This window comes from Pedobacter sp. NJ-S-72 (assembly GCF_053890575.1).
This window is the reverse complement of record NZ_CM132681.1, coordinates 1,718,137-1,739,095: the sequence shown is the minus strand read 5'-3', so window position 1 is coordinate 1,739,095 and position 20,959 is coordinate 1,718,137. Positions and strand designations below refer to the sequence as shown.

The 20,959-nt window shown below is 36.4% G+C and carries 29 protein-coding genes and 1 pseudogene; 13 read left to right on the top strand and 17 right to left on the bottom strand.

From position 1 onward, the window contains the following. Positions 1 to 143 precede the first annotated feature (143 nt). The 4 genes and pseudogenes from ACWYN3_RS11505 to ACWYN3_RS11490 all read right to left on the bottom strand — a co-directional run bounded on the left by ACWYN3_RS11505 (position 144) and on the right by ACWYN3_RS11490 (position 4,689). Positions 144 to 1,324: pseudogene (locus ACWYN3_RS11505) on the bottom strand (glycine dehydrogenase). A gap of 128 nt (positions 1,325 to 1,452) precedes the next feature. Further along, positions 1,453 to 1,839 (bottom strand): glycine cleavage system protein GcvH, encoded by a 387-nt coding sequence (gene gcvH, locus ACWYN3_RS11500; RefSeq protein WP_456221271.1) that lies wholly within the window; start codon positions 1,837 to 1,839, stop codon positions 1,453 to 1,455. A 26-nt stretch (positions 1,840 to 1,865) separates the two neighbouring features. Further along, a complete protein-coding gene (pckA, locus tag ACWYN3_RS11495) occupies positions 1,866 to 3,419 on the bottom strand; it encodes a phosphoenolpyruvate carboxykinase (ATP) (RefSeq protein ID WP_456221270.1) in 1,554 nt (517 codons plus the stop codon). Continuing rightward, positions 3,400 to 4,689, bottom strand: coding sequence for an aminotransferase class I/II-fold pyridoxal phosphate-dependent enzyme (locus ACWYN3_RS11490; protein WP_456221269.1), 1,290 nt, complete (start codon positions 4,687 to 4,689; stop codon positions 3,400 to 3,402). Before ACWYN3_RS11490 ends, pckA begins: the two co-directional genes overlap by 20 nt. Positions 4,690 to 5,187: 498 nt before the next feature. Between ACWYN3_RS11490 and ACWYN3_RS11485 the strand changes: the two genes are divergently transcribed. The 7 genes from ACWYN3_RS11485 to ACWYN3_RS11455 all read left to right on the top strand — a co-directional run bounded on the left by ACWYN3_RS11485 (position 5,188) and on the right by ACWYN3_RS11455 (position 8,639). Continuing rightward, a complete protein-coding gene (locus ACWYN3_RS11485) occupies positions 5,188 to 5,553 on the top strand; it encodes a hypothetical protein (RefSeq protein ID WP_456221268.1) in 366 nt (121 codons plus the stop codon). Continuing rightward, complete coding sequence (locus ACWYN3_RS11480) at positions 5,505 to 5,768, top strand: alkylphosphonate utilization protein (protein WP_456222965.1); 264 nt, start codon at positions 5,505 to 5,507, stop codon at positions 5,766 to 5,768. Before ACWYN3_RS11485 ends, ACWYN3_RS11480 begins: the two co-directional genes overlap by 49 nt. Positions 5,769 to 5,887: 119 nt before the next feature. After that, the gene (locus ACWYN3_RS11475) at positions 5,888 to 6,637 is read left to right on the top strand and encodes a YoaK family protein (protein ID WP_456221267.1); all 750 of its coding nucleotides are present in this window, start codon (positions 5,888 to 5,890) and stop codon (positions 6,635 to 6,637) included. 367 nt (positions 6,638 to 7,004) lie between these two features. Next, complete coding sequence (locus ACWYN3_RS11470) at positions 7,005 to 7,601, top strand: methyltransferase domain-containing protein (RefSeq protein ID WP_456221266.1); 597 nt, start codon at positions 7,005 to 7,007, stop codon at positions 7,599 to 7,601. 62 nt (positions 7,602 to 7,663) lie between these two features. Next, on the top strand, positions 7,664 to 7,876 hold the full coding sequence (locus ACWYN3_RS11465) for a hypothetical protein (protein ID WP_456221265.1): 213 nt from the start codon (positions 7,664 to 7,666) through the stop codon (positions 7,874 to 7,876). A gap of 60 nt (positions 7,877 to 7,936) precedes the next feature. Then, the gene (locus ACWYN3_RS11460) at positions 7,937 to 8,494 is read left to right on the top strand and encodes a Crp/Fnr family transcriptional regulator (protein WP_456221264.1); all 558 of its coding nucleotides are present in this window, start codon (positions 7,937 to 7,939) and stop codon (positions 8,492 to 8,494) included. Continuing rightward, positions 8,436 to 8,639 carry a helix-turn-helix domain-containing protein gene (locus ACWYN3_RS11455; RefSeq protein WP_456221263.1) on the top strand — a complete coding sequence of 68 codons (204 nt, stop codon included), beginning with the start codon at positions 8,436 to 8,438 and terminating at the stop codon, positions 8,637 to 8,639. The genes ACWYN3_RS11460 and ACWYN3_RS11455 overlap by 59 nt, the downstream gene beginning before the upstream one ends. 46 nt (positions 8,640 to 8,685) lie before the next feature. Here the strand turns inward: ACWYN3_RS11455 and ACWYN3_RS11450 are convergent, their stop codons facing one another. Further along, positions 8,686 to 8,901, bottom strand: coding sequence for a hypothetical protein (locus ACWYN3_RS11450; RefSeq protein ID WP_456221262.1), 216 nt, complete (start codon positions 8,899 to 8,901; stop codon positions 8,686 to 8,688). 408 nt (positions 8,902 to 9,309) lie between these two features. On the opposite strand from ACWYN3_RS11450, the gene ACWYN3_RS11445 reads away from it, so the two are divergent. From ACWYN3_RS11445 to ACWYN3_RS11430, 4 genes are read left to right on the top strand one after another with little or no spacing between them, the layout of a single operon-like run. Continuing rightward, entirely contained in the window at positions 9,310 to 10,194 is an 885-nt protein-coding gene (locus tag ACWYN3_RS11445) for a universal stress protein (protein WP_456221261.1), read from the top strand. 60 nt (positions 10,195 to 10,254) lie between these two features. Further along, positions 10,255 to 10,533 (top strand): cation-transporting P-type ATPase, encoded by a 279-nt coding sequence (locus tag ACWYN3_RS11440; protein ID WP_456221260.1) that lies wholly within the window; start codon positions 10,255 to 10,257, stop codon positions 10,531 to 10,533. Further along, positions 10,470 to 12,530, top strand: a complete 2,061-nt coding sequence (locus ACWYN3_RS11435; protein WP_456221259.1) for a cation-translocating P-type ATPase — start codon at positions 10,470 to 10,472, stop codon at positions 12,528 to 12,530. Before ACWYN3_RS11440 ends, ACWYN3_RS11435 begins: the two co-directional genes overlap by 64 nt. Further along, a complete protein-coding gene (locus ACWYN3_RS11430) occupies positions 12,511 to 12,747 on the top strand; it encodes a cation transporting ATPase C-terminal domain-containing protein (protein WP_456221258.1) in 237 nt (78 codons plus the stop codon). Before ACWYN3_RS11435 ends, ACWYN3_RS11430 begins: the two co-directional genes overlap by 20 nt. Here the strand turns inward: ACWYN3_RS11430 and ACWYN3_RS11425 are convergent. The 12 genes from ACWYN3_RS11425 to ACWYN3_RS11370 all read right to left on the bottom strand — a co-directional run bounded on the left by ACWYN3_RS11425 (position 12,744) and on the right by ACWYN3_RS11370 (position 19,858). After that, positions 12,744 to 13,613 carry a universal stress protein gene (locus tag ACWYN3_RS11425; RefSeq protein ID WP_456221257.1) on the bottom strand — a complete coding sequence of 290 codons (870 nt, stop codon included), beginning with the start codon at positions 13,611 to 13,613 and terminating at the stop codon, positions 12,744 to 12,746. The two genes, ACWYN3_RS11430 and ACWYN3_RS11425, sit on opposite strands and share 4 nt — an antisense overlap. A 1-nt stretch (position 13,614) precedes the next feature. Next, positions 13,615 to 14,034 carry a PAS domain S-box protein gene (locus tag ACWYN3_RS11420; protein WP_456221256.1) on the bottom strand — a complete coding sequence of 140 codons (420 nt, stop codon included), beginning with the start codon at positions 14,032 to 14,034 and terminating at the stop codon, positions 13,615 to 13,617. A gap of 238 nt (positions 14,035 to 14,272) precedes the next feature. After that, positions 14,273 to 14,455, bottom strand: a complete 183-nt coding sequence (locus ACWYN3_RS11415) for a cytochrome b/b6 domain-containing protein (RefSeq protein WP_456221255.1) — start codon at positions 14,453 to 14,455, stop codon at positions 14,273 to 14,275. Continuing rightward, positions 14,416 to 14,940 carry a cytochrome b/b6 domain-containing protein gene (locus ACWYN3_RS11410; RefSeq protein ID WP_456221254.1) on the bottom strand — a complete coding sequence of 175 codons (525 nt, stop codon included), beginning with the start codon at positions 14,938 to 14,940 and terminating at the stop codon, positions 14,416 to 14,418. Before ACWYN3_RS11410 ends, ACWYN3_RS11415 begins: the two co-directional genes overlap by 40 nt. A gap of 55 nt (positions 14,941 to 14,995) precedes the next feature. Then, a complete protein-coding gene (locus ACWYN3_RS11405) occupies positions 14,996 to 15,862 on the bottom strand; it encodes a DUF3570 domain-containing protein (RefSeq protein WP_456221253.1) in 867 nt (288 codons plus the stop codon). Next, the gene (locus tag ACWYN3_RS11400) at positions 15,832 to 16,221 is read right to left on the bottom strand and encodes a hypothetical protein (RefSeq protein WP_456221252.1); all 390 of its coding nucleotides are present in this window, start codon (positions 16,219 to 16,221) and stop codon (positions 15,832 to 15,834) included. Before ACWYN3_RS11400 ends, ACWYN3_RS11405 begins: the two co-directional genes overlap by 31 nt. 8 nt (positions 16,222 to 16,229) lie before the next feature. Continuing rightward, positions 16,230 to 16,442, bottom strand: a complete 213-nt coding sequence (locus ACWYN3_RS11395) for a DUF4266 domain-containing protein (protein WP_456221251.1) — start codon at positions 16,440 to 16,442, stop codon at positions 16,230 to 16,232. A 32-nt stretch (positions 16,443 to 16,474) separates the two neighbouring features. Further along, entirely contained in the window at positions 16,475 to 17,404 is a 930-nt protein-coding gene (locus ACWYN3_RS11390) for an FAD:protein FMN transferase (protein WP_456221250.1), read from the bottom strand. An 80-nt stretch (positions 17,405 to 17,484) separates the two neighbouring features. Then, positions 17,485 to 17,844 carry a thioredoxin family protein gene (locus tag ACWYN3_RS11385; protein ID WP_456221249.1) on the bottom strand — a complete coding sequence of 120 codons (360 nt, stop codon included), beginning with the start codon at positions 17,842 to 17,844 and terminating at the stop codon, positions 17,485 to 17,487. Positions 17,845 to 17,919: 75 nt separating this feature from the next. Then, positions 17,920 to 18,855 carry a sensor histidine kinase gene (locus tag ACWYN3_RS11380; RefSeq protein ID WP_456222964.1) on the bottom strand — a complete coding sequence of 312 codons (936 nt, stop codon included), beginning with the start codon at positions 18,853 to 18,855 and terminating at the stop codon, positions 17,920 to 17,922. Positions 18,856 to 18,869: 14 nt separating this feature from the next. Continuing rightward, entirely contained in the window at positions 18,870 to 19,184 is a 315-nt protein-coding gene (locus ACWYN3_RS11375) for a hypothetical protein (protein WP_456221248.1), read from the bottom strand. Next, on the bottom strand, positions 19,181 to 19,858 hold the full coding sequence (locus ACWYN3_RS11370; protein ID WP_456221247.1) for a response regulator transcription factor: 678 nt from the start codon (positions 19,856 to 19,858) through the stop codon (positions 19,181 to 19,183). Before ACWYN3_RS11370 ends, ACWYN3_RS11375 begins: the two co-directional genes overlap by 4 nt. 163 nt (positions 19,859 to 20,021) lie before the next feature. On the opposite strand from ACWYN3_RS11370, the gene ACWYN3_RS11365 reads away from it, so the two are divergent. After that, positions 20,022 to 20,396, top strand: coding sequence for a universal stress protein (locus ACWYN3_RS11365; protein WP_456221246.1), 375 nt, complete (start codon positions 20,022 to 20,024; stop codon positions 20,394 to 20,396). Between the two features lie 57 nt (positions 20,397 to 20,453). Continuing rightward, on the top strand, positions 20,454 to 20,882 hold the full coding sequence (locus tag ACWYN3_RS11360; RefSeq protein ID WP_456221245.1) for a hypothetical protein: 429 nt from the start codon (positions 20,454 to 20,456) through the stop codon (positions 20,880 to 20,882). Positions 20,883 to 20,959: the final 77 nt, after the last annotated feature.

Here is a 20,959-nt window from a genome sequence, read left to right as displayed (position 1 = left end):
CAAAACTGGACATGGATATTGGAGAATACTCTAAGTCGCCAATTTTTCTTAGGGTTAATCCCTTAGCCTGAGCAAGAATCCATAAGATGTCTTTTAAATCTTCAGCTGACGTTGTCTGATCAATTGAAATGGCAAAGAGTTTATCATCGATGTATCTTAGATTGATCTTTTTTTTTTTGCTCTGTTAATATTTTAATTTTATCAATATCTCCTTCAAATACTAGCGTATCGAAGAATACTTTAGTCTTAGACTGGTAACCTAACTTAGCTGATTCGGTAGCAAGAATACAGGTATTAAAGTGTATTTCAAACGCGATGGATTTGAGCCCTTTGGAGCCATGGTATACTGCATACATGCTTGCCATTATTGCAGGTAAGGCTTGTGCTGTGCATATATTTGAAGTTGCCTTTTCACGTTTAATGTGTTGTTCACGGGTTTGCAGGGCCATTCGATAAGCTTGATTTCCATCAGTATCTTTTGATACGCTATGATTCTACCCGGTGCCAGTCTTTTAAAACTTTCCTTGCAAGAGAAAAATCCAGCATGAGGACCACCAAATCCTAATGGCATTCCAAATCTTTGACTATTTCCTACTACACAATCTGCACCCCATTCTCCTGGAGGGTTTAATATGGCTAGAGCCATTAAATCGGAGGCTACACAGATCTTAATATTTAATTCATTAGCCCTGGTTACCAATTCCTGGTAGTCAAGGATTTCTCCATTTACATCTGGATATTGAATTATTAATCCAAAGAATGATTTATCAAGTTCTATAACATCGATATTACCAATAATTAATTCAATCCCTAATGGCTCAGATCGGGTTTTTAATATATCTATAGTTTGTGGGAAACAATGTTCAGATACAAAGAATTTTTTTGCTTTATCGATATTCCCAGGGTTGCCTTGTGCATGGAAAAACATCAGCATTGCTTCGGCAGCTGCAGTACCTTCATCCAAAAGGGATGCATTTGCAATCGGCGGCAAACTTGTAAGGTCTGAGACCATTGTCTGGAAGTTTAACAAAGCCTCAAGTCTTCCTTGAGATATTTCGGCCTGATAAGGTGTGTAAGCGGTATACCATCCGGGATTTTCAAATACATTTCTCTGGATGACTGCAGGCATTGCCGTATTATAATAACCCAGGCCTATATAGCTTCGGTAAACTTCATTTTTAGCAGCAATTTTTCTTAATGATTTGATATATTCATACTCATTAAGTGCCGGTGATATTTTTAGTGCCCTGGTATATCTTATTTCTTCCGGAATGATTTGATCAATCATCTCATTCACAGAGTTAACCCCAATAACTGCCAGCATACTTTTTATTTCTGAGCTATCTGGCCCGATATGTCTGTTTTTAAATTGATTAATTGAATTCATTTATTCTTTTTGTATTTGATGAGGTACCATTTAACGAAAGGGAATTGGGTGATTATTTACTGATGTTAATGCGTGTCTGCCCCAATTAAGGCTTTATATTCTCCGGCAGTTAAAAGAGATTCTTTTTGTTCAGGGGCATTCACCAGCACCTTAATCAGCCAACTGTTATAAGGATCCTGATTAACTATTTCTGGTTTCTTTTCAATTTCTGGATTTACTGCAACGACGATCCCTGTCACGGGCATAAATAAATCTGATACTGTTTTAACAGCCTCTACAGTACCGAAAACCTCATCTTTGTTAACTATTGAATTTAATGTTGGTATATCTACGAAGACGATGTCCCCAAGTTCATTTTGAGCAAAGTCCGTTATGCCTATAATGGCATATTTATCATCAAAACTGATCCATTCATGGTCTTTGGTATAAAACAAGTTATTTGGATACTTCATAATTAATTTATTTAATGTTAATTGTATTAATGTTCTTTGTACTGGCGGAAATTTCTGGCAAACTCGTCCGCTAAATTTTTAGCTTTTAAGAGGTATTCAGCTTTGTCAGCCCAGGTGTTTTCTGGGTTTAAAAGGTCAGCTGGAACTCCTGGGCAGCTTAGCGGCATTTCTAATTCAAATATTTTGTGTTTTTGGAAAACTACATCATCTAACTTTCCATTTAAGACTGCGGTAATCATTGCTCTGGTATATGCTAATTGAATACGCTCGCCCTTTCCGTAACTTCCACCAGTCCAGCCAGTATTAATTAACCACACGTTTATTGAAGCACTTTTAAGTTTTTCCCCTAACATTGAGGCATATCGTACAGGATGTAAGGGAAGGAATGGTTTTCCAAAGCAGGCCGAGAAGGTGATTTGTGGCTCTGTAACTCCGATTTCTGTTCCGGCAACTTTAGAGGTATACCCTGAAATAAAATGATACATGGCCTGACGTACATTTAATTTTGAAATTGGAGGTAAGACCCCAAATGCGTCAGCAGTTAGGAAAAATATATTTTCAGGTGGTTTTCCCAAAGAAGGTTTAACCGTATTTTCCATAAAATCAATAGGGTAGGCAGCTCTTGTGTTTTCTGTTTTAGAAGTATCAGCATAATTGACTTCTTTGCTATTTGGGTATAAGCTGACATTTTCCAGTAGTGTTCCGAATTTTATGGCATTAAATATTTGAGGTTCTTTTTCCTGACTTAAGTTGACACATTTTGCATAACACCCGCCTTCTAAATTAAAGACAGAATTTGCATCCCATCCATGTTCATCATCTCCAATTAATCTTCTGGCAGGGTCTGCTGAAAGCGTTGTCTTTCCTGTTCCGGATAATCCAAAGAAAATAGCCGTATCACCACGCTCACCTATGTTTGCACTGCAATGCATGGGTAATACATTTTTCTCTTGTGGCAAGATGTAATTCAATACTGTGAATACTGCTTTTTTGATCTCACCGGTATAAGCTGTTCCACCAATTAAGATAATTTTTTTTGAGAAGTTTATAATTGTGAAATTTTCAGATCTAATGCCATCTTCTTTAGGATCGGCTATAAAACCTGGTGCAGAAAGTATAAGCCATTCCTCCTTAAAGTTCATCAATTCCTCATCCTGTGGCCTTAAAAAAAGATTATGCGCAAAAAGCCCTTGCCATGCATATTCAGTAACCAGTCTAATGCTCAGCCTGTAATTATGATCTGCGCATGCAAATACATCTTTTACATAAAGATTCTGATTTGACAAATAAGCCGCTACTTTCAAGTAAAGACGTTCAAATGATGGGATTGAAAGCTTATGATTTACTTCTCCCCACCATATTGTTTTTTCAGTTTGGCCATCAACTACGATATACTTGTCTTTCGGAGACCTCCCTGTAAATTGACCAGTACTGCAGACAAGAGCTCCGGATGTGGTAAGTTCCCCTTGCTTTGCAAGAATCGAATCTTTAATTAATTCGGAGACTGGAAGATTCCAGCGTATTATTTTACTGCTTTTAATACCTAAATATTCTAATGAGTTATCTTTTGAGTTTATCATAAGCTAATTCTTCAATTTTTGATGGGATTTGATTAAGACAGCTGGTATTGGTTGTCGTATTCTCCGGTGAAAAGTTGTGCTTGACTTTTTTAAATATTTCGACTGTCCGTTCGACCTCCTGGATAGTATGACTGGCTGTTGGTATAAGTCTAAGGATGATCATTCCCTTAGGAACTACTGGATAGACAACCAATGAACAAAAAATGTCATAAGTTTCTCTTAAGTCTCTGACCAATGTGGTAGCCTGGTCGATTGACCCTTCTAAATAAACCGGTGTAACAGGAGACTCTGTATTGCCAATTTCTAATCCAGCTTCTTTTAAACCTTTTTGCAATAGGTTCGTGATTTCCCACAGTTTGCTTCTAAGTTCTGGCCTACTTTTAATTAAGCTAAGGCGCTGGTGTAATCCATAAACCAGGGGCATCGGCAATGCCTTAGCATAAATTTGCGAACGCATGTTATATTTCAGGTATTGTATAATTTCTTTTTTTCCTGAGACAAAGGCACCTATTGCAGCAAAAGACTTGGCGAAGGTGGCAAAATAAAGATCAATGTCAGCCTGAACTCCTTGTGCTTCACCTGTTCCCGCTCCGGTAGCCCCCATAACCCCGATACCATGTGCGTCATCAACCAGGAAAGTAAAATCGAATTTCTTTTTAAAAGCACTTATTTCTTTTAATTTCCCGGTGTCCCCACGCATGCCAAATACACCTTCAGTAATGACAAGGATTCCGCCATTACTAACATCTGTAAGTTTCTTAGCCCTTATTAATTGTTTTTCAAAATCTTGAATATCATTATGTTTGTAAACAAAGCGTTTACCTATATGTAATCTTAAACCATCTATTATGCATGCATGAGATTCTGAATCATATACAACCACATCATGACGATCAAGGAGACTGTCAATAATTGAAAGCATACCCTGATAACCATAATTAAGTAAAAAAGTATCTTCCTTATTTACAAAAGACGAAAGCTTCTCTTCCAGCAACTCATGTAGAATTGTATTACCGGTCATCATTCTTGCACCCATTGGGTAAGCTAAACCATATTGTCTTGCTCCTTCTTCATCAGCTCTGCGTACTTCGTTACAATTTGCCAGACCCAGATAATTATTCAAACTCCAAACGAGTTTCTGTTTTCCGTTAAAGAACATCTGATTGCCTAACTCACCTTCTAATTTTGGATAAGAGAAATATCCGTGAGCATAATGTGCATGCATGCCTAAAGGCCCTAATTTTAGTAAGTTCTTTTCTAATAAATTCATTATCTAAATTTTGTATTAATTGCCATTTTTATATTTAATGACATGGCATAATTATTTCTTTTTGACTATCTGTATTGGACTGGTTTCCTTTTGAAAATTGGTTTGATTCTTCGATGCTGATTGTTAATTGTATATATGCTCATGTATTGTGGTATAATAATTTGTTAACAATCTCATTGGTATCCAGTGCAAGTCTCTGTTATTCTCTAAATTCCATATTGGATTCCTTTTTTAAGGATGATTGTCCATAAATGGACAGCATAGAAGTCGATAAGATTTAGTCACATGCAAATCTATTGGGTAAATCAAATTGTTTTACCGTAAGAAATCATTGCTAAAAGTGATATTTATCAGTTTTTGGCGAGGTAATTAAGAATTGCGTCAAAATTGGAATAATCTGTGGTTACCCTTTAAACAGACCCAAATAATTCTTGTAAAACTCTTAATTATGAAATTATTTAATAATGTGTACATTTGGCGCCCTTATCAATTAACAATATGAAACTGGAAGAACAGCTGCGTAGTAGAAGTGAAAATAAATGTGAACTGTGTGGATCAGATGATAAATTAAGTATTTATGAAGTTCCTCCTCAAACAAGAAATACTGTCGAAGAGTGTGTGATGGTATGTGGGAAATGTTTGGCGCAAATTGAAAAAAAAGAGGTATTGGATAGTAAGCACTGGCAATGTCTTAGTTCTAGCATGTGGAGTGAAATTCCCGGTATTCAAGTGGTTAGCTGGAGAATGTTAAACAGATTAAGACAGGAAAGCTGGGCTATAGACAATCTTGATATGATGTTCTTGATGAGGCAACTCTGGTTTGGGCTAAGTCTACGGGCGATCACGAGAACTATTCTGCCGTAGAATTTCATAAAGACTGCAATAATAACATTCTGGAAAATGGTGATACAGTAATTCTGATAAAAACACTGGACGTTAAAGGCTCTAGTTTAAGTGCAAAATTGGGTACCGTAGTTAAGAACATTAAACTTGTTGATGACAATAAAGACCAGATTGAGGGTAGGGTGGAAGGTCAACTGATTGTTATCCTTACACAGTATGTTCGCAAGCAAAGTTAAAAATACCTAAATTGGCCTGCAGGACGGTTAGCATTCTTTATAATTATAGCTGATTAGCTTATTTTCTGCTCAATTTATAAAGAATGCCTGCTGTCGTCTAAAAGTAATAAATAACACCCATGTTAAGACACTTAGGGGCAAAACGTACCCCTCAACATAACCTCAGATTAGCGACTTTACTTGGATTAACTGCTGGGTTTGTAAATGCAGCAGGATTTCTGGGATTCTCAGTATTAACCACAAATGTTACTGGTCATGCTGCGTTATTTGCTGAAAGAATTGCTTTGCAGGATTGGAAAACTGCTCAGGTTGTTGCATTATGGATGTTCCTTTTTTTAGCGGGGGCATTTATTTCAAGTCTGATACTATCCTTTACGGGACACAACCAGAGGTACTCTTATTCTATTCCTATTTTCATTGAAATAATTATTTTGTTTTTTTCAGGATTATATGGGGAAAGTTATGATGGAACTCTAGTCTCTAAAGAAATCTTTGCAGGGAGTTTGCTTTTTGCAATGGGCTTGCAAAATTCTTTAGTATCTATAATTTCGGGCTCTGTAGTCCGAACGACCCATCTTACTGGAACTTTTACTGATCTGGGTATAGAACTGGCGCAACTCTTTAATAAAGAAAAGGGCTCCCAGTCAGCCCTTCGGGCCAAAATCAAACTTAGACTTGTTATCATATTCTTTTTTATGACAGGTGCTATTGTTGGGGCTTATTTCTTTCATCATTTTAGATTTAAAGCTTTTTACGGGCCAATTGGTATTTTGATTTATGCTTTACTCTACGATATTTTTTTTAGAATAAAAGCTAAGCGATATTATCAAAAAACTGCAATTGCAGTAAAAAGAGTTATTAAACCTTAGTGGAATATATTGGCAGGAATGAATTAATGCAAATAAAAAAAAATGTCTGTTTCTTATTTAAAAAGTGATTTTTATCAACTTTTGTGCTGATATGTTTCTATAAAAAGGGAACTAATTAGCAGTAATTTTGCTTTATGAATTTATTAAAGCCCTTTGTTTAATTGCGTTCTTATGAATAAAAAGGATGAACCCTCAGAAGACCTTTCATTTTGGAGCAGATATAAAAACTTTGCGATCACAGAAATCCTTCTATATGTTATCATGATCGTTGGAATTTTTCTTGGATTAATGATTTTTACGTAAGATTTCTCCCTAATATCCGGTCTGTTTTATCTGTCTTTAAATGGAATAAAATTATTATAATTACATGGAATCCATTTTGTTACCTTCGGATTATTACCTTAATGATACTGTTTTTGATAGCTTTTTACCTGAGAAATTAAGAAAGATTTCAAAAATCCATTGGACTCCTCTGGCAATCTCCAAAAAGGCCGCTTCATTTTTGGCACCGGTATCGGGTTCAAAAATTTTGGATATAGGAAGTGGTGTTGGGAAATTTTGTATTGCAGCAGCACATTTTTTTCCTGACTCTGAATTTCATGGGATAGAACAAAGAGAAGATCTGCATGATATTGCTTTACAGGCACAACAAAGGAGTGGAGCTAATAACGTACAGTTTATCAATGGTAATTTCACCCAATTGAATCTCGATATATATGATAGTATCTATTTCTATAATTCTTTTGCAGAGAATTTAATTGATGTAGGCCGTATTGATAATTCTGTCGATTATTCCCCGGGTCTGTATACCTATTATTCCAATTATTTGTGCAGGGTACTTGATAATATGCCGACCGGGACACGTCTGGTTACTTATCATGGATATGAACATGAAATTCCTATAGCCTATGAAATTGTTGAACAAGATGATCAAAAACCTCTTAAAATGTGGATTAGAAAGTAATATAATCTAATAGAAAGTAATAATAATATAGAAAAATGATGTTAGAAAATTATGTATCATCAATGTTGGATCAAATAGGTAAAGCACAGGATTATCCGCAGGTGGAGACTATCATACTCAGTTCCGTCGATCAGCTTAAGGGAGAAAACTATGTTGTACATGATTACATTGATGGATTAGAGAAGAAAATAGAGAATCTATCCCCTTTAACATTAAACAGTACACAATTCAGTTGCTTTAGATACGCTCTTATATACTTACGTAATTTTTCGTGATCAATAATCAATGGAAGATGAATGATATATATCAGCCTTAATAAATCGTATCTTTGCTGAATGAGCTTATCAGGAATTTTCCCTATTGATAAATGGAATTTTACCACTCAATCGATTCTGAGTATCCTTTCGGATGAAGAATATCAAATTTTGATTGGCCGGCAGGGTGAGCAGAAATATCAAAAGGGAGAAATAATTTTCAGAGAAGGAGTTGTCCCATCTGGCATATTCTATATACACCATGGGATGGTCAAAAAATATAAAGTTGATCAGACGGGTAAGGAGCAAATTATTTATGTAGCAAATAAAGGGGAGTTGATTGGTTACCATGCTATCTTATCTGAAGAACGTTATCCCGACTTTGCTGCTGCACTTGAATCAAGTGTGATCAGTTTTATTCCTAAAGATGATTTTTTGACTGTATTAAGTAATTCTACCTTATTAGCCAACCGTTTGTTGAAAACGTTAAGCCATGAATATGCTGTACTTGCAAATAATATCTCAGTTTTTGCTCAACGGTCTGCTGTGGAAAGATTAGCAATTGCTTTGATTGTTATCCGTGAAAAATTTAAAATTGAGACAGCAGAAGGTCAGGAAATTACTATTGATATTTCGTGATCTGGCAAACATTGCAGGAATTGCTAAAGAAAATGTGATCAGATTATTAAAAGAACTTAAATCCGAAGATATAATTGAGACAGAAGGCCGCAAAATTTGGGTAAAGAATATAGCGAAACTTGTTGCGCGATCCAATTATAAGTAATCCAAATAACTCATTCCTTTTGTTACTGCTTATGCTATTTTTTTGATTAAGAAAGTATATATTCTATTTCATTGAGCATGACCAGCTCGAATTTGTTTTTTCCTGAAAAGTTTATAGCAATTGCATTTCTTAAAATTAGTGTTTTGACGGCAGTAGAAAAATCAGGATGATCCTTTTTAAAATTAGCTAAATGCTCAATTGCATTGATCATATCCCAATTGTTTTCCGCAAGCTTATAAAATGCCATTTCAATTTGGATCATGTAATCAGGTCCGCACTGTTTATCGGTATCATTATATTTTAGCCATTCATTCCTTACAATAAAAGCAATTTTTTCCAGTTCTTCTTTACTGGTTTTCTTCTCTGTCGATGCAACTGAATAAAATATCTCTCCAAGTATTTGGTAGAAATATCTTCTTGTTTTGTCCAGAACTATTTCATTTGTGGTTTCCGACTTCTAATTTTAATGATATTCAGCATGTGTAGAAATGATTTAAATCACTAATTCTTCCTTCAGATATTTTTAGTTTAGAAACAGGTTGTCTTATGTTTATGTATTATGTTGATTATCATTTGCTTAAATGATTGTGGTCATGTTTTGATAAGTTTTTTTTCAGAATCTTTGTTAAGAAGTTCATGAATACCAGACCATTTATTAAAAACATATATCATGAAAAAGATCTTAATACCAACTGATTTTTCTGTACCAGCCGAAAATGCAGTAAGATACGCTGTACAACTTGCAAAAATGCTGGAGGCAGATGTGTTGTTATGCAATGCGATTAAAGTTCCCGCTGAAGCGCCAATGGCAGCGCAGGTCGTATGGCCTTTAATGGACTATGCAACGCTAAAGCAGGAAGCTGCAAGTGAACTGGACGCATTGGTTAAAAAATTATGTGATCCCGATAATTTGGAGGACACACAAAAAAAATGCCCGCGGATAACATATGAAAGTAATACAGGGACTGTGTATGATGTAGTTCACTCCCTGGTCAAAGAGAGAGAAGTAGACCTGGTAGTAATGGGAATGGCCGGAGCGAGCGGGGTAATTCAATTTTTATTAGGTAGTAATAGTAAGGATATGATTGAAAAGGCAGATTTCCCCGTTTTATTTGTTCCTTACTCCGCGAGCTTTAAGAATATAAGTAAAATTGTATTTGCTACAAATTTTGACAGCCGGGAGTTAGGGCCCTTAAAACAACTGGTTAATCTGGCCAGTTCATTGAACGCCGAAATTACGATTACTCATATTACTGATAAAGAAATTGATAAAAGTAGTAGGCAACAACATAAAATGGATGTATTTATGAGTGATGTCATTGAAAAGATTAACCATCCAAAAAAAATTAAATATGAAAAAATCTGGAACATAGCTGTAGATAATGGGCTTAACTGGATTATTAGCCAGGAGGATATAGATATGGTAGCTATTGTGCATCACCATCATCCTGTTTTAAGGAGAATATTTAAAGGAAGCCATACACAGAAACTCTCCAGGCAGATAGAAGTTCCGCTTCTGGTATTTCCGCCAGATGAGTCTATTTTAAAATCTTAATTATAAAAAAGATAATTCAAAAAACAGATGGGAACATTCTCTTGTAATAATTAACACAATATGATTGAAAATATCTTCGGAATCAAGGGTTTAACTCCCGTTCAGGTGCTCTCTGCCAGAAAAAAATATGGATATAACAGTGTAAATTATAAAAAAGAGAGTGGCATAATCAGCGCTTTGATAAGTTTAGTCAGAGAACCTATGGTAATTTTATTATTCATTACAGCACTTATCTATTTTATCAGTGGTAATGTAGGAGACGGATTGTTTTTATCATGTTCTATTGTATTGGTTCTGCTATTTCATTGTATCAGGATTCAAGGAGCCGAAACGCATTAGAAAAACTAAAAGACTTCACAAAACCAAAGTCTAAAGTGATCAGGAATGGCGGGGTTATATCGGTAAAGACGGAAGATCTGGTTATTGGAGACAACCTGGTTGCAGAAGAGGGAACCAGTATCGCTGCTGATGGCGTGATTATTCATTCAAATGATTTTTCGGTAAATGAGTCCTTACTCTCGGGAGAATCTTTATCTCTATTCAAAGATGAAAATCAATCTGATAATTTAATTTACCAGGGTACGACCGTATCCAGTGGATTAGCTATTGCTGTTATTACAGCAATTGGAAGTCAGACCAGACTCAACAAAATTGGTCAGAGTCTGGAAAATATCAAAGAAGAGAAAACGCCTTTAGAATTGCAAATATGGAACTTTGTAAAGAAGATGGTCATTGCGGGTTTCATCATTTTTATCCTGGTCTGGGGAATTAATTATTTCCATTCCAATAATCTTTTAGATAGTTTGCTCAAAGCACTTACACTGGCAATGAGCATTCTGCCTGAAGAAATTCCTGTAGCTTTTACCACCTTTATGGCTTTGGGTGCCTGGCATTTAATGAAACAGGGAATAGTAGTGAAGCAGATGAAAACTGTAGAAACATTAGGAAGTGCTACTGTTATATGTACCGACAAAACGGGAACTATTACTGAAAATAAAATGAGTTTGTCAAAGCTTTTTGTGCCAGGTACAAACTTGATTTCAAGTACAACTGAACCATTAAATAACGAGCAAAAAACACTGGTGACCTACGGAATGTGGGCAAGTGAGTCAATTCCGTTCGATCCTATGGAAATTGAATTACATGCTGCATATAGAAAAATAATGAGTTCTGATGCAAGACCTTTTTATCAAATGATTCATGAATATCCTTTAGGAGGGAAGCCCCCTATGATGACCCATATTTTCCAGAACCAGCAGGGAGATCGTATAATTGCCACTAAAGGTGCTCCTGAAGCATTAATTAAATGCTCAAATCTAACTGATATGGAAAAGAATCAGATTGAAAAAGCAATAGATGATTTAACTAAAGAAGGATATCGGGTATTGGCAGTTGGAGAAGCTTTTCTTAAGGGTGATAATTTTCCGACAGTTCAGCAATCTTTTCAATTTGATTTTAAGGGTCTTTTAGGGTTCTATGATCCGCCTAAAGAAAACATTCCATCAGTTTTAGAAGCGTTTTACAATGCGGGTATTGCAGTGAAAATAATTACCGGGGATAATACGAATACTACTATTGCAATTGCCCGCCAAATAGGTTTTGCTGGTGCTGAAAAAGTAATTACTGGTGATGAATTAATGGCTTTAAACGACTATGATCTTCAACAAACTGTAATGAAAACAAACGTTTTTACCAGAATGTTTCCTGAAGCAAAGCTGAGAATTATCAATGCACTTAAAGCAGAAAATCAAATTGTAGCCATGACAGGAGATGGTGTGAATGATGGTCCGGCACTAAAAGCAGCCCATATTGGTATTGCGATGGGAAAGAAGGGAACGGAAATAGCCAGACAGGCTGCCTCCTTGATTTTGCTGGAAGATGATCTAGGAAAAATGGTTAATGCTATAGCTATGGGCAGAAGGATTTATACGAATTTAAAGAAGGCGATCCGCTACATTATATCTATTCACATCCCAATTATTCTGACTGTCTTTATTCCACTGGTACTGGGCTGGGTCTACCCTAATATTTTTTCTCCGGTTCATATTATCTTTTTAGAATTGATTATGGGGCCAACCTGCTCAATTATCTATGAAAATGAACCTACAGAAAAGGACGCTATGCTTCAAAAACCCAGACCATTCACAGTTACTTTTTTTAATTTCAAGGAACTTCTGACAAGCGTTGTTCAGGGATTAATGATTACCGCAGGTACACTATTTATCTATCAGTATGCAGTAAATAAAAATTACAATGAAGCGCTTACCAGAACAATGGTTTTTACAGGTTTAATAGCGGCGAATATATTTTTTAACGTTGATCAACCGTTCATTTAAATACTCCTTAATCGATACACTAAAGTACCGGAACAACTTGGTACCCATTATGATAAGTATTACCATCCTGATTTCCGCTATTTTGATTTATGTAAGTCCAGTAATGGAGTTCTTTCAATTTCAGCGTCTGAATATAGACCAGTTGTTTATAAGCAGCCTTGTCGGATTCCTTTCTGTGATATGGTATGAAATTGTGAAATGGAAAAGTAAATTTTAACCAGGTAAGATTAGCAGTGGCGATTTCTGGTTTCTAATTAATCCTTTAGCATTACTTTTATGAAATAGCTTCCATAAAAAGGAATGTTTCTTATGGATCAACACCAGAAGACCTGAGTGAATTTCTTCATTGAATGCTATCAGATCCTGAACTATATTTTTACCTTGTATATTTTTAAAAGATATTTTTTTGAATGTTAGCTTGCCCATTTCCTGAATAAATTCGGATAAGTGGTATTCTTCATTAAAATTAATTACTATTTGATCTGGGGGTGAAATATGACAGACGTGAATATGAAATTTAAACAAATCTGCTTTTTCTGTTAAAAGCTTTAATTGCTTCATGTCCTCAATTGCAAGATCAGTTGCAAAGACTATGGTTTTTATAGTGTCACTTAACAGTTCTTCAGAGATAAGAAGAACAGGGCAATTGCTTTTGCCAATAATAGCATTGATGCTGCTACCAAACAGAATATCACTGCCCTGATGATGACGGCCACCCATAATAACCAGGATAATATTTTTTTTCTTCTTGATCCAGTGTCCCATAGTCGAAAAAGAATGGCCTTCATTCAGACATATTAAATCGGGTGTTATTAAAAGATCACTATTCTTTTTTAAAATGGACTGAAGTCGTATTTTTTTTTTTCTAAGACTATTGATACTTTTCTGTTTTGCAATGTCATAATATTCAATTGGGAAAGGAACTTCTGTCGAAGATAATACTGAAGGTACAGGATAGATGTCCAGTAAAATGATGTTTACCTTCATCTTGATAGCCAGACTCAATGCAGATTCTGCTGCATTTTTGGAATACTCTGAGAAATCAGTGAGCACTAAGATACTTTTCTTATTTATCGTTCTCATCTTAACTGGTAGAATTGCAAACGGTCTGTTGATATTCTGCTTGTGTTTTATTTTCTGATTTTTCAGCCTTTAGCTCATGAATAAAGCAGGTGAAAGCTTTTCTTCCTCTGTTTTCAAACTTACTTGTTGCTAATTGAAAGGGAAAAACTGTGCCATCTTTCTTTAACCCCATTACTTCAAACGTAATGCCCGTGATATCAGGAACTATTCCTGGCTGATAGCGTTGTTTATAATCCGTACCCTCTTTTTTATCTGTACAGGGCATAAACGCAGAAATATTCTTTCCAATCGCCTCTTCTGGAGTATAACCAAAAATTTTGCAGGCTGATGGATTTACAGATTCTATCTTCCCAATAAAATCTACAGTAATAATGCCATCAATGGCATTATTGAGGATATTGATTAATGCCAGGTTATTCATTTTTTTTAATTTAAATATTATCTGGCATAAAATTATAAGATTAGTTGAATGTTTAACATGATGATGATCAAGCTTAGTGATGAGGGTGGTCATTTTTTTTGGCGAAGTGGTGCGAGATGGCTAAAATACGATCGAAAAACTGTATTGGTAAATGACCATTAAGTGTAGTGGCGCAAAAATAGAAACCAGCATCGGAAGCATGCCGCTTCTATTGGTATAATGTTCTTCAAGTTCCATATTATGCTTTACCTCCGTTAATCATGTCTGATACAATACCTCTGCTATCTCTTCTTTCTGCCATTAGTACGCCAACAATATGTACTGAGATAAAGATCAGGATTAAATACATACAAAAACCATGAAATTCTTTAATACTGTGGCTTATTGATTTGCTGATACCAAGTTCCTTGTCAAATGCCATGGATAAACCTGTGAACACCATAATGGCCAGGCCAGAAGTAAGTAAAATAAAAGATATAATGATTTTACAGTAAATTCATGTAGTGCTGCATTAGATTGTTTACTATGTTTACGATAAGCCTGATAAGCGCTTTTTAAGTTCGTGAAAAACCCATGCCTTCCGGACAAAGAAAATATAGAGAGTAACCTGAACAAGAATAAAGCTGCAAGTGCATAGCCAAAGTAAATGTGAATACTCCAGATCTGGTCTTCTATACCATGGGCTATATTTTTGGCTTGTTCGGTAGTTATTGATGTGCCGGATTGTTGTTGTAGGAAGCTGGTATTACTTTTTACCTCAAACAAAGTTGAGTTTAACAATACTGTCAATAGTGATCCGGTAATGACCAACAGATTTAGCCAATGCCATAACCTAAGTGATCTGCTATGCTTTTTCAATTCAGCAGGGTTTATAATATCTTTCCTCAATGGTTCAATGATAGCCATGTCTATTGCATTTTAGTGCATCTGGAAGTTCATGTTCCAGATGAGGTGAGTCTCTTTATTTAACTTTTAGATTTAAAGTAATGATGTTAGAAACCAGACCGGTAGATCTGCTGTAATGCCCGTATCTAAGTTCCAGCATATTGAGATGCTGCCAGCCAAATACACCATGTGGTGGTGCAAGCCGGATGCCAGCCCCATAAAAATCACTGTTCAAACTCGACAGGTCATAATCGCTGGTGAAATAGGTAGCAGAAGGGTCATGCTGCCCGTAGGGTGCAAAATAACGGGTTCCTGTTTGTTTATTATAGCGGTAAAAAGGACTTAAGGAGATAAACGGAGTAAGTTTTACTGGAACTTCTATTTCTGCAGTATGTGCCCTGATACCCCAGTTATCCATAAAATAGCGGTAATAAGTCCGTATAATCACCTGATCGCTGGCAAAGTAATTTAATCTTGCGGCAATAGGCAGTTTATACCTTTGATCTGGGAGAGTTTCTGCCCTTAAAGAACCATCTGTAAAATAATCACGCTGGTATCTGGTAGCTAGTAAACCTTTCTGATAGGCCGGTTCAACAATGATCAGTGCCTGAAGTTTTGGATTGATAACCTGTGAAATAGAAAATGAGGCACTGAATGAATTTCTCGGACTAGAGCCCTCGTTCTTAGATTCACGGCCATTGCTACCACTTGTTACGGGTCTTAGTTCAATAGGTAAAATGACTTTCCAGGTATCTAAAAATGCCTGCAGTTTAAAATCGAACTGAGTATTTTTATCTTTTGACAAACGGGTAAGGTTAAATCCTGCACCTAATGACTGATAATCATATTCCTTGGAGAAGGAGCCTGTAAAACCGAAAGCATTCCCTGTTTTTTCATTACTTTGTGTCCAGTTTAAAGATGGATAGATACGGGTATCTGCCATGGATGCTGAAGAAATCGTACCTGGATCAATCTTATCCGACGAAGCAGAGGTATAATGATCGACACCCAATTCGAACAAAAAGGTGTTTTTTTTTTACCTGCTTTGTTGAATTTAGACAATTGCAAATCGATGATGGTATTGGCGAAGTCAGTCAGTTTTTCTGTTCCAATACCACCCGTAACAGCCGAATTATTGCCATTTTGGTGATAATAGGCCGATACCAGGTTAATTTCGTCTATTTTAAGTTTCCTGCTTTGATAGTTACTGCTATCGGCAGCAGCAGGTTTAACCTTAATTTGTCCTTGAGCACCTAAAACACCGAGGAACAGCAGGAGTACATGCAGATAAATCTTTCTCATGATTTTATTTAGTTACAGCCACAACCACCACCGCTTTTGCCACCATTGGCGCCAGAACCACCTTCGCGGTATAACTGGAAACTCTGTTCAAATTTTTGCGCCGTTCGGGAGGATAAAACCATTTCAGCATCATTAAGCTTGTTTTTCTGATACGGTTTTACCGTTGCGCACGCGCTCAGCAGGCTAAGGGCAAAAAAGCCTGCGCCTAGTAGTACTGACATTGGAATGGACGTTTTCATATCATTGTTTTACATTAATATTTTTGGATGTATACACAATTGTCATTATCATCTATGATAATACAGGCTACTTGTTGTAATTGATTGATCAGATCAAGGCCTACTTGTGCGCCCATTACGATCACAGGTGTCGCCAATGCATCGGCCAGTTCAGCACTGGGACAAATGATACTTACACTTTTAGTTCCACTAACTGGTAAACCAGTCTTCGGATCAATTGTGTGTGAGTATCTACGGCCGTTTATAGTGGCATACTTTTCATAATTGCCAGATGTTGCAATAGCCATGTCGCTAATGTTTAGTGCAGAAAAAGGACGGTCACTCTGATCAGGATCGGCGATGCCTATGGACCAGGGCCTGCCGGCTGGCTGGTTTCCCCAGGTAATCAGGTCTCCTGCAGCATTTACGATTCCGTGTTCGATACCGATATTTTGCAATAGCTGTTTGGCCTTGTCAGCTGCATAGCCCTTTCCTATGCCACCAAATCCTATACGCATGCCTTCATGTTTGAGCATGACCGTAAAATTTTCAGGATCTACTACAATTACATTCTTGTAGTTAATCAGGCTTACCGATTCAAGTGCCGTTTCAAAATCTGGCAGCGAAGTCATATTGACATCAAAGTTCCAAAGACTTTTATCAATGGAGCCATAACTAATGTCGAAAGCACCCTGGGTAATGTCTGATATTTTTACTGCACGCTGAATGAGCTCAATTACTTCCTGATCAACTTTTACAGGTTTTATGCCAGCATTCTGATTGATGAGGCTGGTTTGGCTGGTATCTTTGAACGTGCTTAATAACTCTTCGATCCGTCTAACCTCAGCTACGGCCTGATCAATTGCTTTTTCGCCCGCAGCCTGATGAGCAGCAATTACAGTAAACTCAAAACGATTGCCCATAAGTTTTAATACGCGCTTATAAGCTGCATTTGTCTCCATCATTTTTTATTTACCAGAGCCTATGGCCTGAATTTCCTGAACAAAATTTTCAGGAGTTTCATTTGGATAGCCGTCCCATGATTTTAAAACTTTTCCATTTTTTCATCCAGGAGCAGGGTATAGGGGAATTTACCATCCGGATTATATTTTTCTGCCAGTGCTTCATTTAGTTTAGTCTGTCCGGAAGACAACTGATTTTTCTTTTGACGTGGGAAATCTGCACGGACCAGTACCAAATGAGCTTTGCCATAAGTCTCAAAAACTTCCGATTCGAGGATTTCTTTTCTTAAACGGATGCATGGGCCACACCAATCCGATCCGGAGAAATTGATCAGAATTTGTTGATGGGTGGCTTTAGCTTGTTGTTGTGCCTCGGTAAAGTTGCCCATCCAGATCAATGAGCCTGGAAGAATTGATAATAATGTAATTAGTAATAGTTTCATCTGTCCCTGATCTTAGTTCATTAAATAATGATGCTAATATCAAAGTGAATTCTGAAGACATTGTGAAGTTACCTGTTAAAATATGTTAAATGTGATCTTGAATTGATGGTATTCGTGCTCGTAACTGTAATTTAATTTATAGTTCTGTTTTAAGCATACCTGTTTCAGAATAGCGAGTCCCAGACCTGTACCATCTGAAGCATTGTCCTTATAAAACCTTTCGAAAATCTTTAAGGGATGGAGTGCCCCTCGTGAGCTGGTATTCGAAAATATAAGGCTATCCTCCGTTATTGTAATCAGCACAGAGCCTCCACTGTAATTGTGCCGGATGGCATTGCTGAACAGGTTATTGATTAATATTTCTATTAAAGAACGGTTTGCAAATACAGAGAATGAACTCATCTTTGTTTCTATCTGCAAATCCCTTTTTTGAATGAGTTCCTGGAAATAGCTGATCTTCTCATTAATTAATACCTTAAGATCGATTTCCTCTTTGTCCTGGAGCTGATTGTTGTCAATTTTAACCAGAAGCAGGAGTGATTGATTCAACTTTGTCAATTTTGAGGTCGCCTTATAAAGATCAGCCAGAATTTCACTTTCTTCTTTACCAAGTGTATTGGATTGCAACAAGGTATCAAGTTTTGAGTTGATTACTGCAAGCGGTGTCATCATTTCATGGGATGCATTTTCTGTAAATAGTTTAATCTCCCTGTAATCTGATTTGACCTTTAAGGATACATCAAGAACGGCCTTATTCAATTCCTGGAATTCTTCTATACGGGTATGAATTGGTTCAAATACTTTCTCCTGGTTAATGTTAAATGCTTTGATATTTGTTAACAATTGGCGGAATGGTAGCCACATTCTTTTGATCAGGACTCTGTTTACCATCCATAAGATCAATAACAAGATCATTACTGGTAATAAGATGATCAGAATAATACTTTTGATCTGTTCCTGCCGTTCAAATTTGGAAGCCATGATCATGATCTCATAAGGCTGTCCGTTTATGACTAATTCTGTCTTCAGGTATCTTGCTGATTCAGTATGTTTTTTTTTTTAGGATTATAGAAATTTGTATCAGCAAATAATCTATGCTTATCTGATAGCCGGTGTATTTTTTTATATTCAACAATGACATCATCAAAACCATCAGGAGATGGTAGAATATTTTTAACGTGCGCAAAGTCCTGTACCTCGAGGAGTTCCTCGTACAGATGATCATCAATCTGTTTGTTGATGTATTGCCCGAGCGTTTGATAAAAGAGAAATCCTATAACCAGTAAACCTGTGAGTGTAATGACCGATAAGATCCTGTTATAGCTGCTGAATAACTTCATGTATCGGTGAATTTATAACCTACACCATAAACAGAATGAAAATATTCTTTACAGCCAGAATCTGTTAGTTTCTTTCTTACATTTTTAATGTGGGTATAAATGAAATCAAAGCTGTCGGCCATATCGGCATCATCGCCCCAGATATGAACTACAGCGGCCGCCTTGGAAATGACTTTATTTTTGTTGGCTACAAAATATAGCAGGAGGTCAAATTCTTTTCTGGTCAGGTATACCGGCTTACCATTTACTTTTGTTTCTTTAGCGGTAGTATCAATTTCTATTTCATTGAAATGAAAAATACTATTTCCGTTGAAATGCCGGCGCCTTACTATGGATTGTATTCTGGCGTACAGCTCAGACAAATGGAAGGGTTTGATCAGGTAATCATCAGCACCGAGACTTAGACCTTCTATTTTTTGATCTAAAGAATTGCGGGCAGAAATAATCAGTACGCCGTCTGCTTTATTTATTTTTTTAAGATATTTTAATAGTTGGAGACCTTCTCCGTCAGGCAGGGTTAAGTCCAGTAAAATACAATCATAATCATAAATGGATACTTTCTGGTATCCTTGTTCATAAGTAGAGGCATAGTCACAAATGTTTCCCTCAACTGTCAGATATTGATAGATACTAATTCTCAGGCTTTCTTCATCTTCAACAATCAGAAATTTCATAAAGTAAATATGGGATTAAAATCTGAAGACTCTCTGAAGTTGGTATAAGTTAAATAAAGCGATTTAAATCATCGGTTAAGGTGATTTAAATCATAATAATAGCCTGATGGAAGCTGTAACTTTAAATTCTTCGTTCCAATGAACGATATAAATAAGGCAAAATATGGGAACAATAATTGTCACTACCGACCAGTCTGTAAATTCGAAGTCTGCTATACGTTTTGCTATTAATTTGGCAGGGGTGAGGAATGCAGATTTAATTGTTCTGCACGCCTATCATATCGTGAAGCCATTTTCCTGGTCTGGAAATGCCTATCTTGTATATAAGGAGACTTTTCTAAATCAAACCAGGCTGGAAATTACAGCATTTATGAAAAATATTATCAAATCGATGAATTTGATCGGGGTGAACTTCCGGTTAGTCACATTTTTCACCCATCAATCCCGATCTTTTTTAGAAAAATTGATGCTCCCTTCAAATGCCGCTGAATACAGCTTTTACAGCAGAATACCAATAATTTCCTTTAAAAAGGAATAATTAATATTAGACATCCTTTATTGAATTAAGATTATGGATTTTACCCACTTTCATTTATTGATTACACATCTACCAATTTTCGGAGCATTTCTGGGTGCCGTCGTACTAGCCTATGGCTTGTATTTCCATAGCCATCAAACTATACTAGCCGCTTACTTAGTGTTAGTCATTGCCAGCATAGGTGGCGGAATTGCTTACCTTACAGGGGAACCGGCTGAAGAGACTATTAAGCACATTCCTGGTTTTTTTGAAAATACGATTGAATCACATGAGGAGTCAGCAGAGTCGTCTATTATAGCTTTAGCTATCCTGGGTATCCTTTCCCTTTTTGCTTTCACTTTCAATCCTGAGCTTATTCCATTTAGAAGAGTTATTGCAATTGTTATTCTAATAGGTTCAATTGTCTGCTTTGGTTTAGTGGCGAGAACAGGTTATCTTGGGGGGCAGATCAGACACACTGAGGTCAGTAATTTTCCGGAACGCTAGCTTATTGTCCCCGAATTACCTCATGTTTTTTCATGTTGGAAGCAAATTAGGTTTGAATGGTATGGTAAATACAAAGG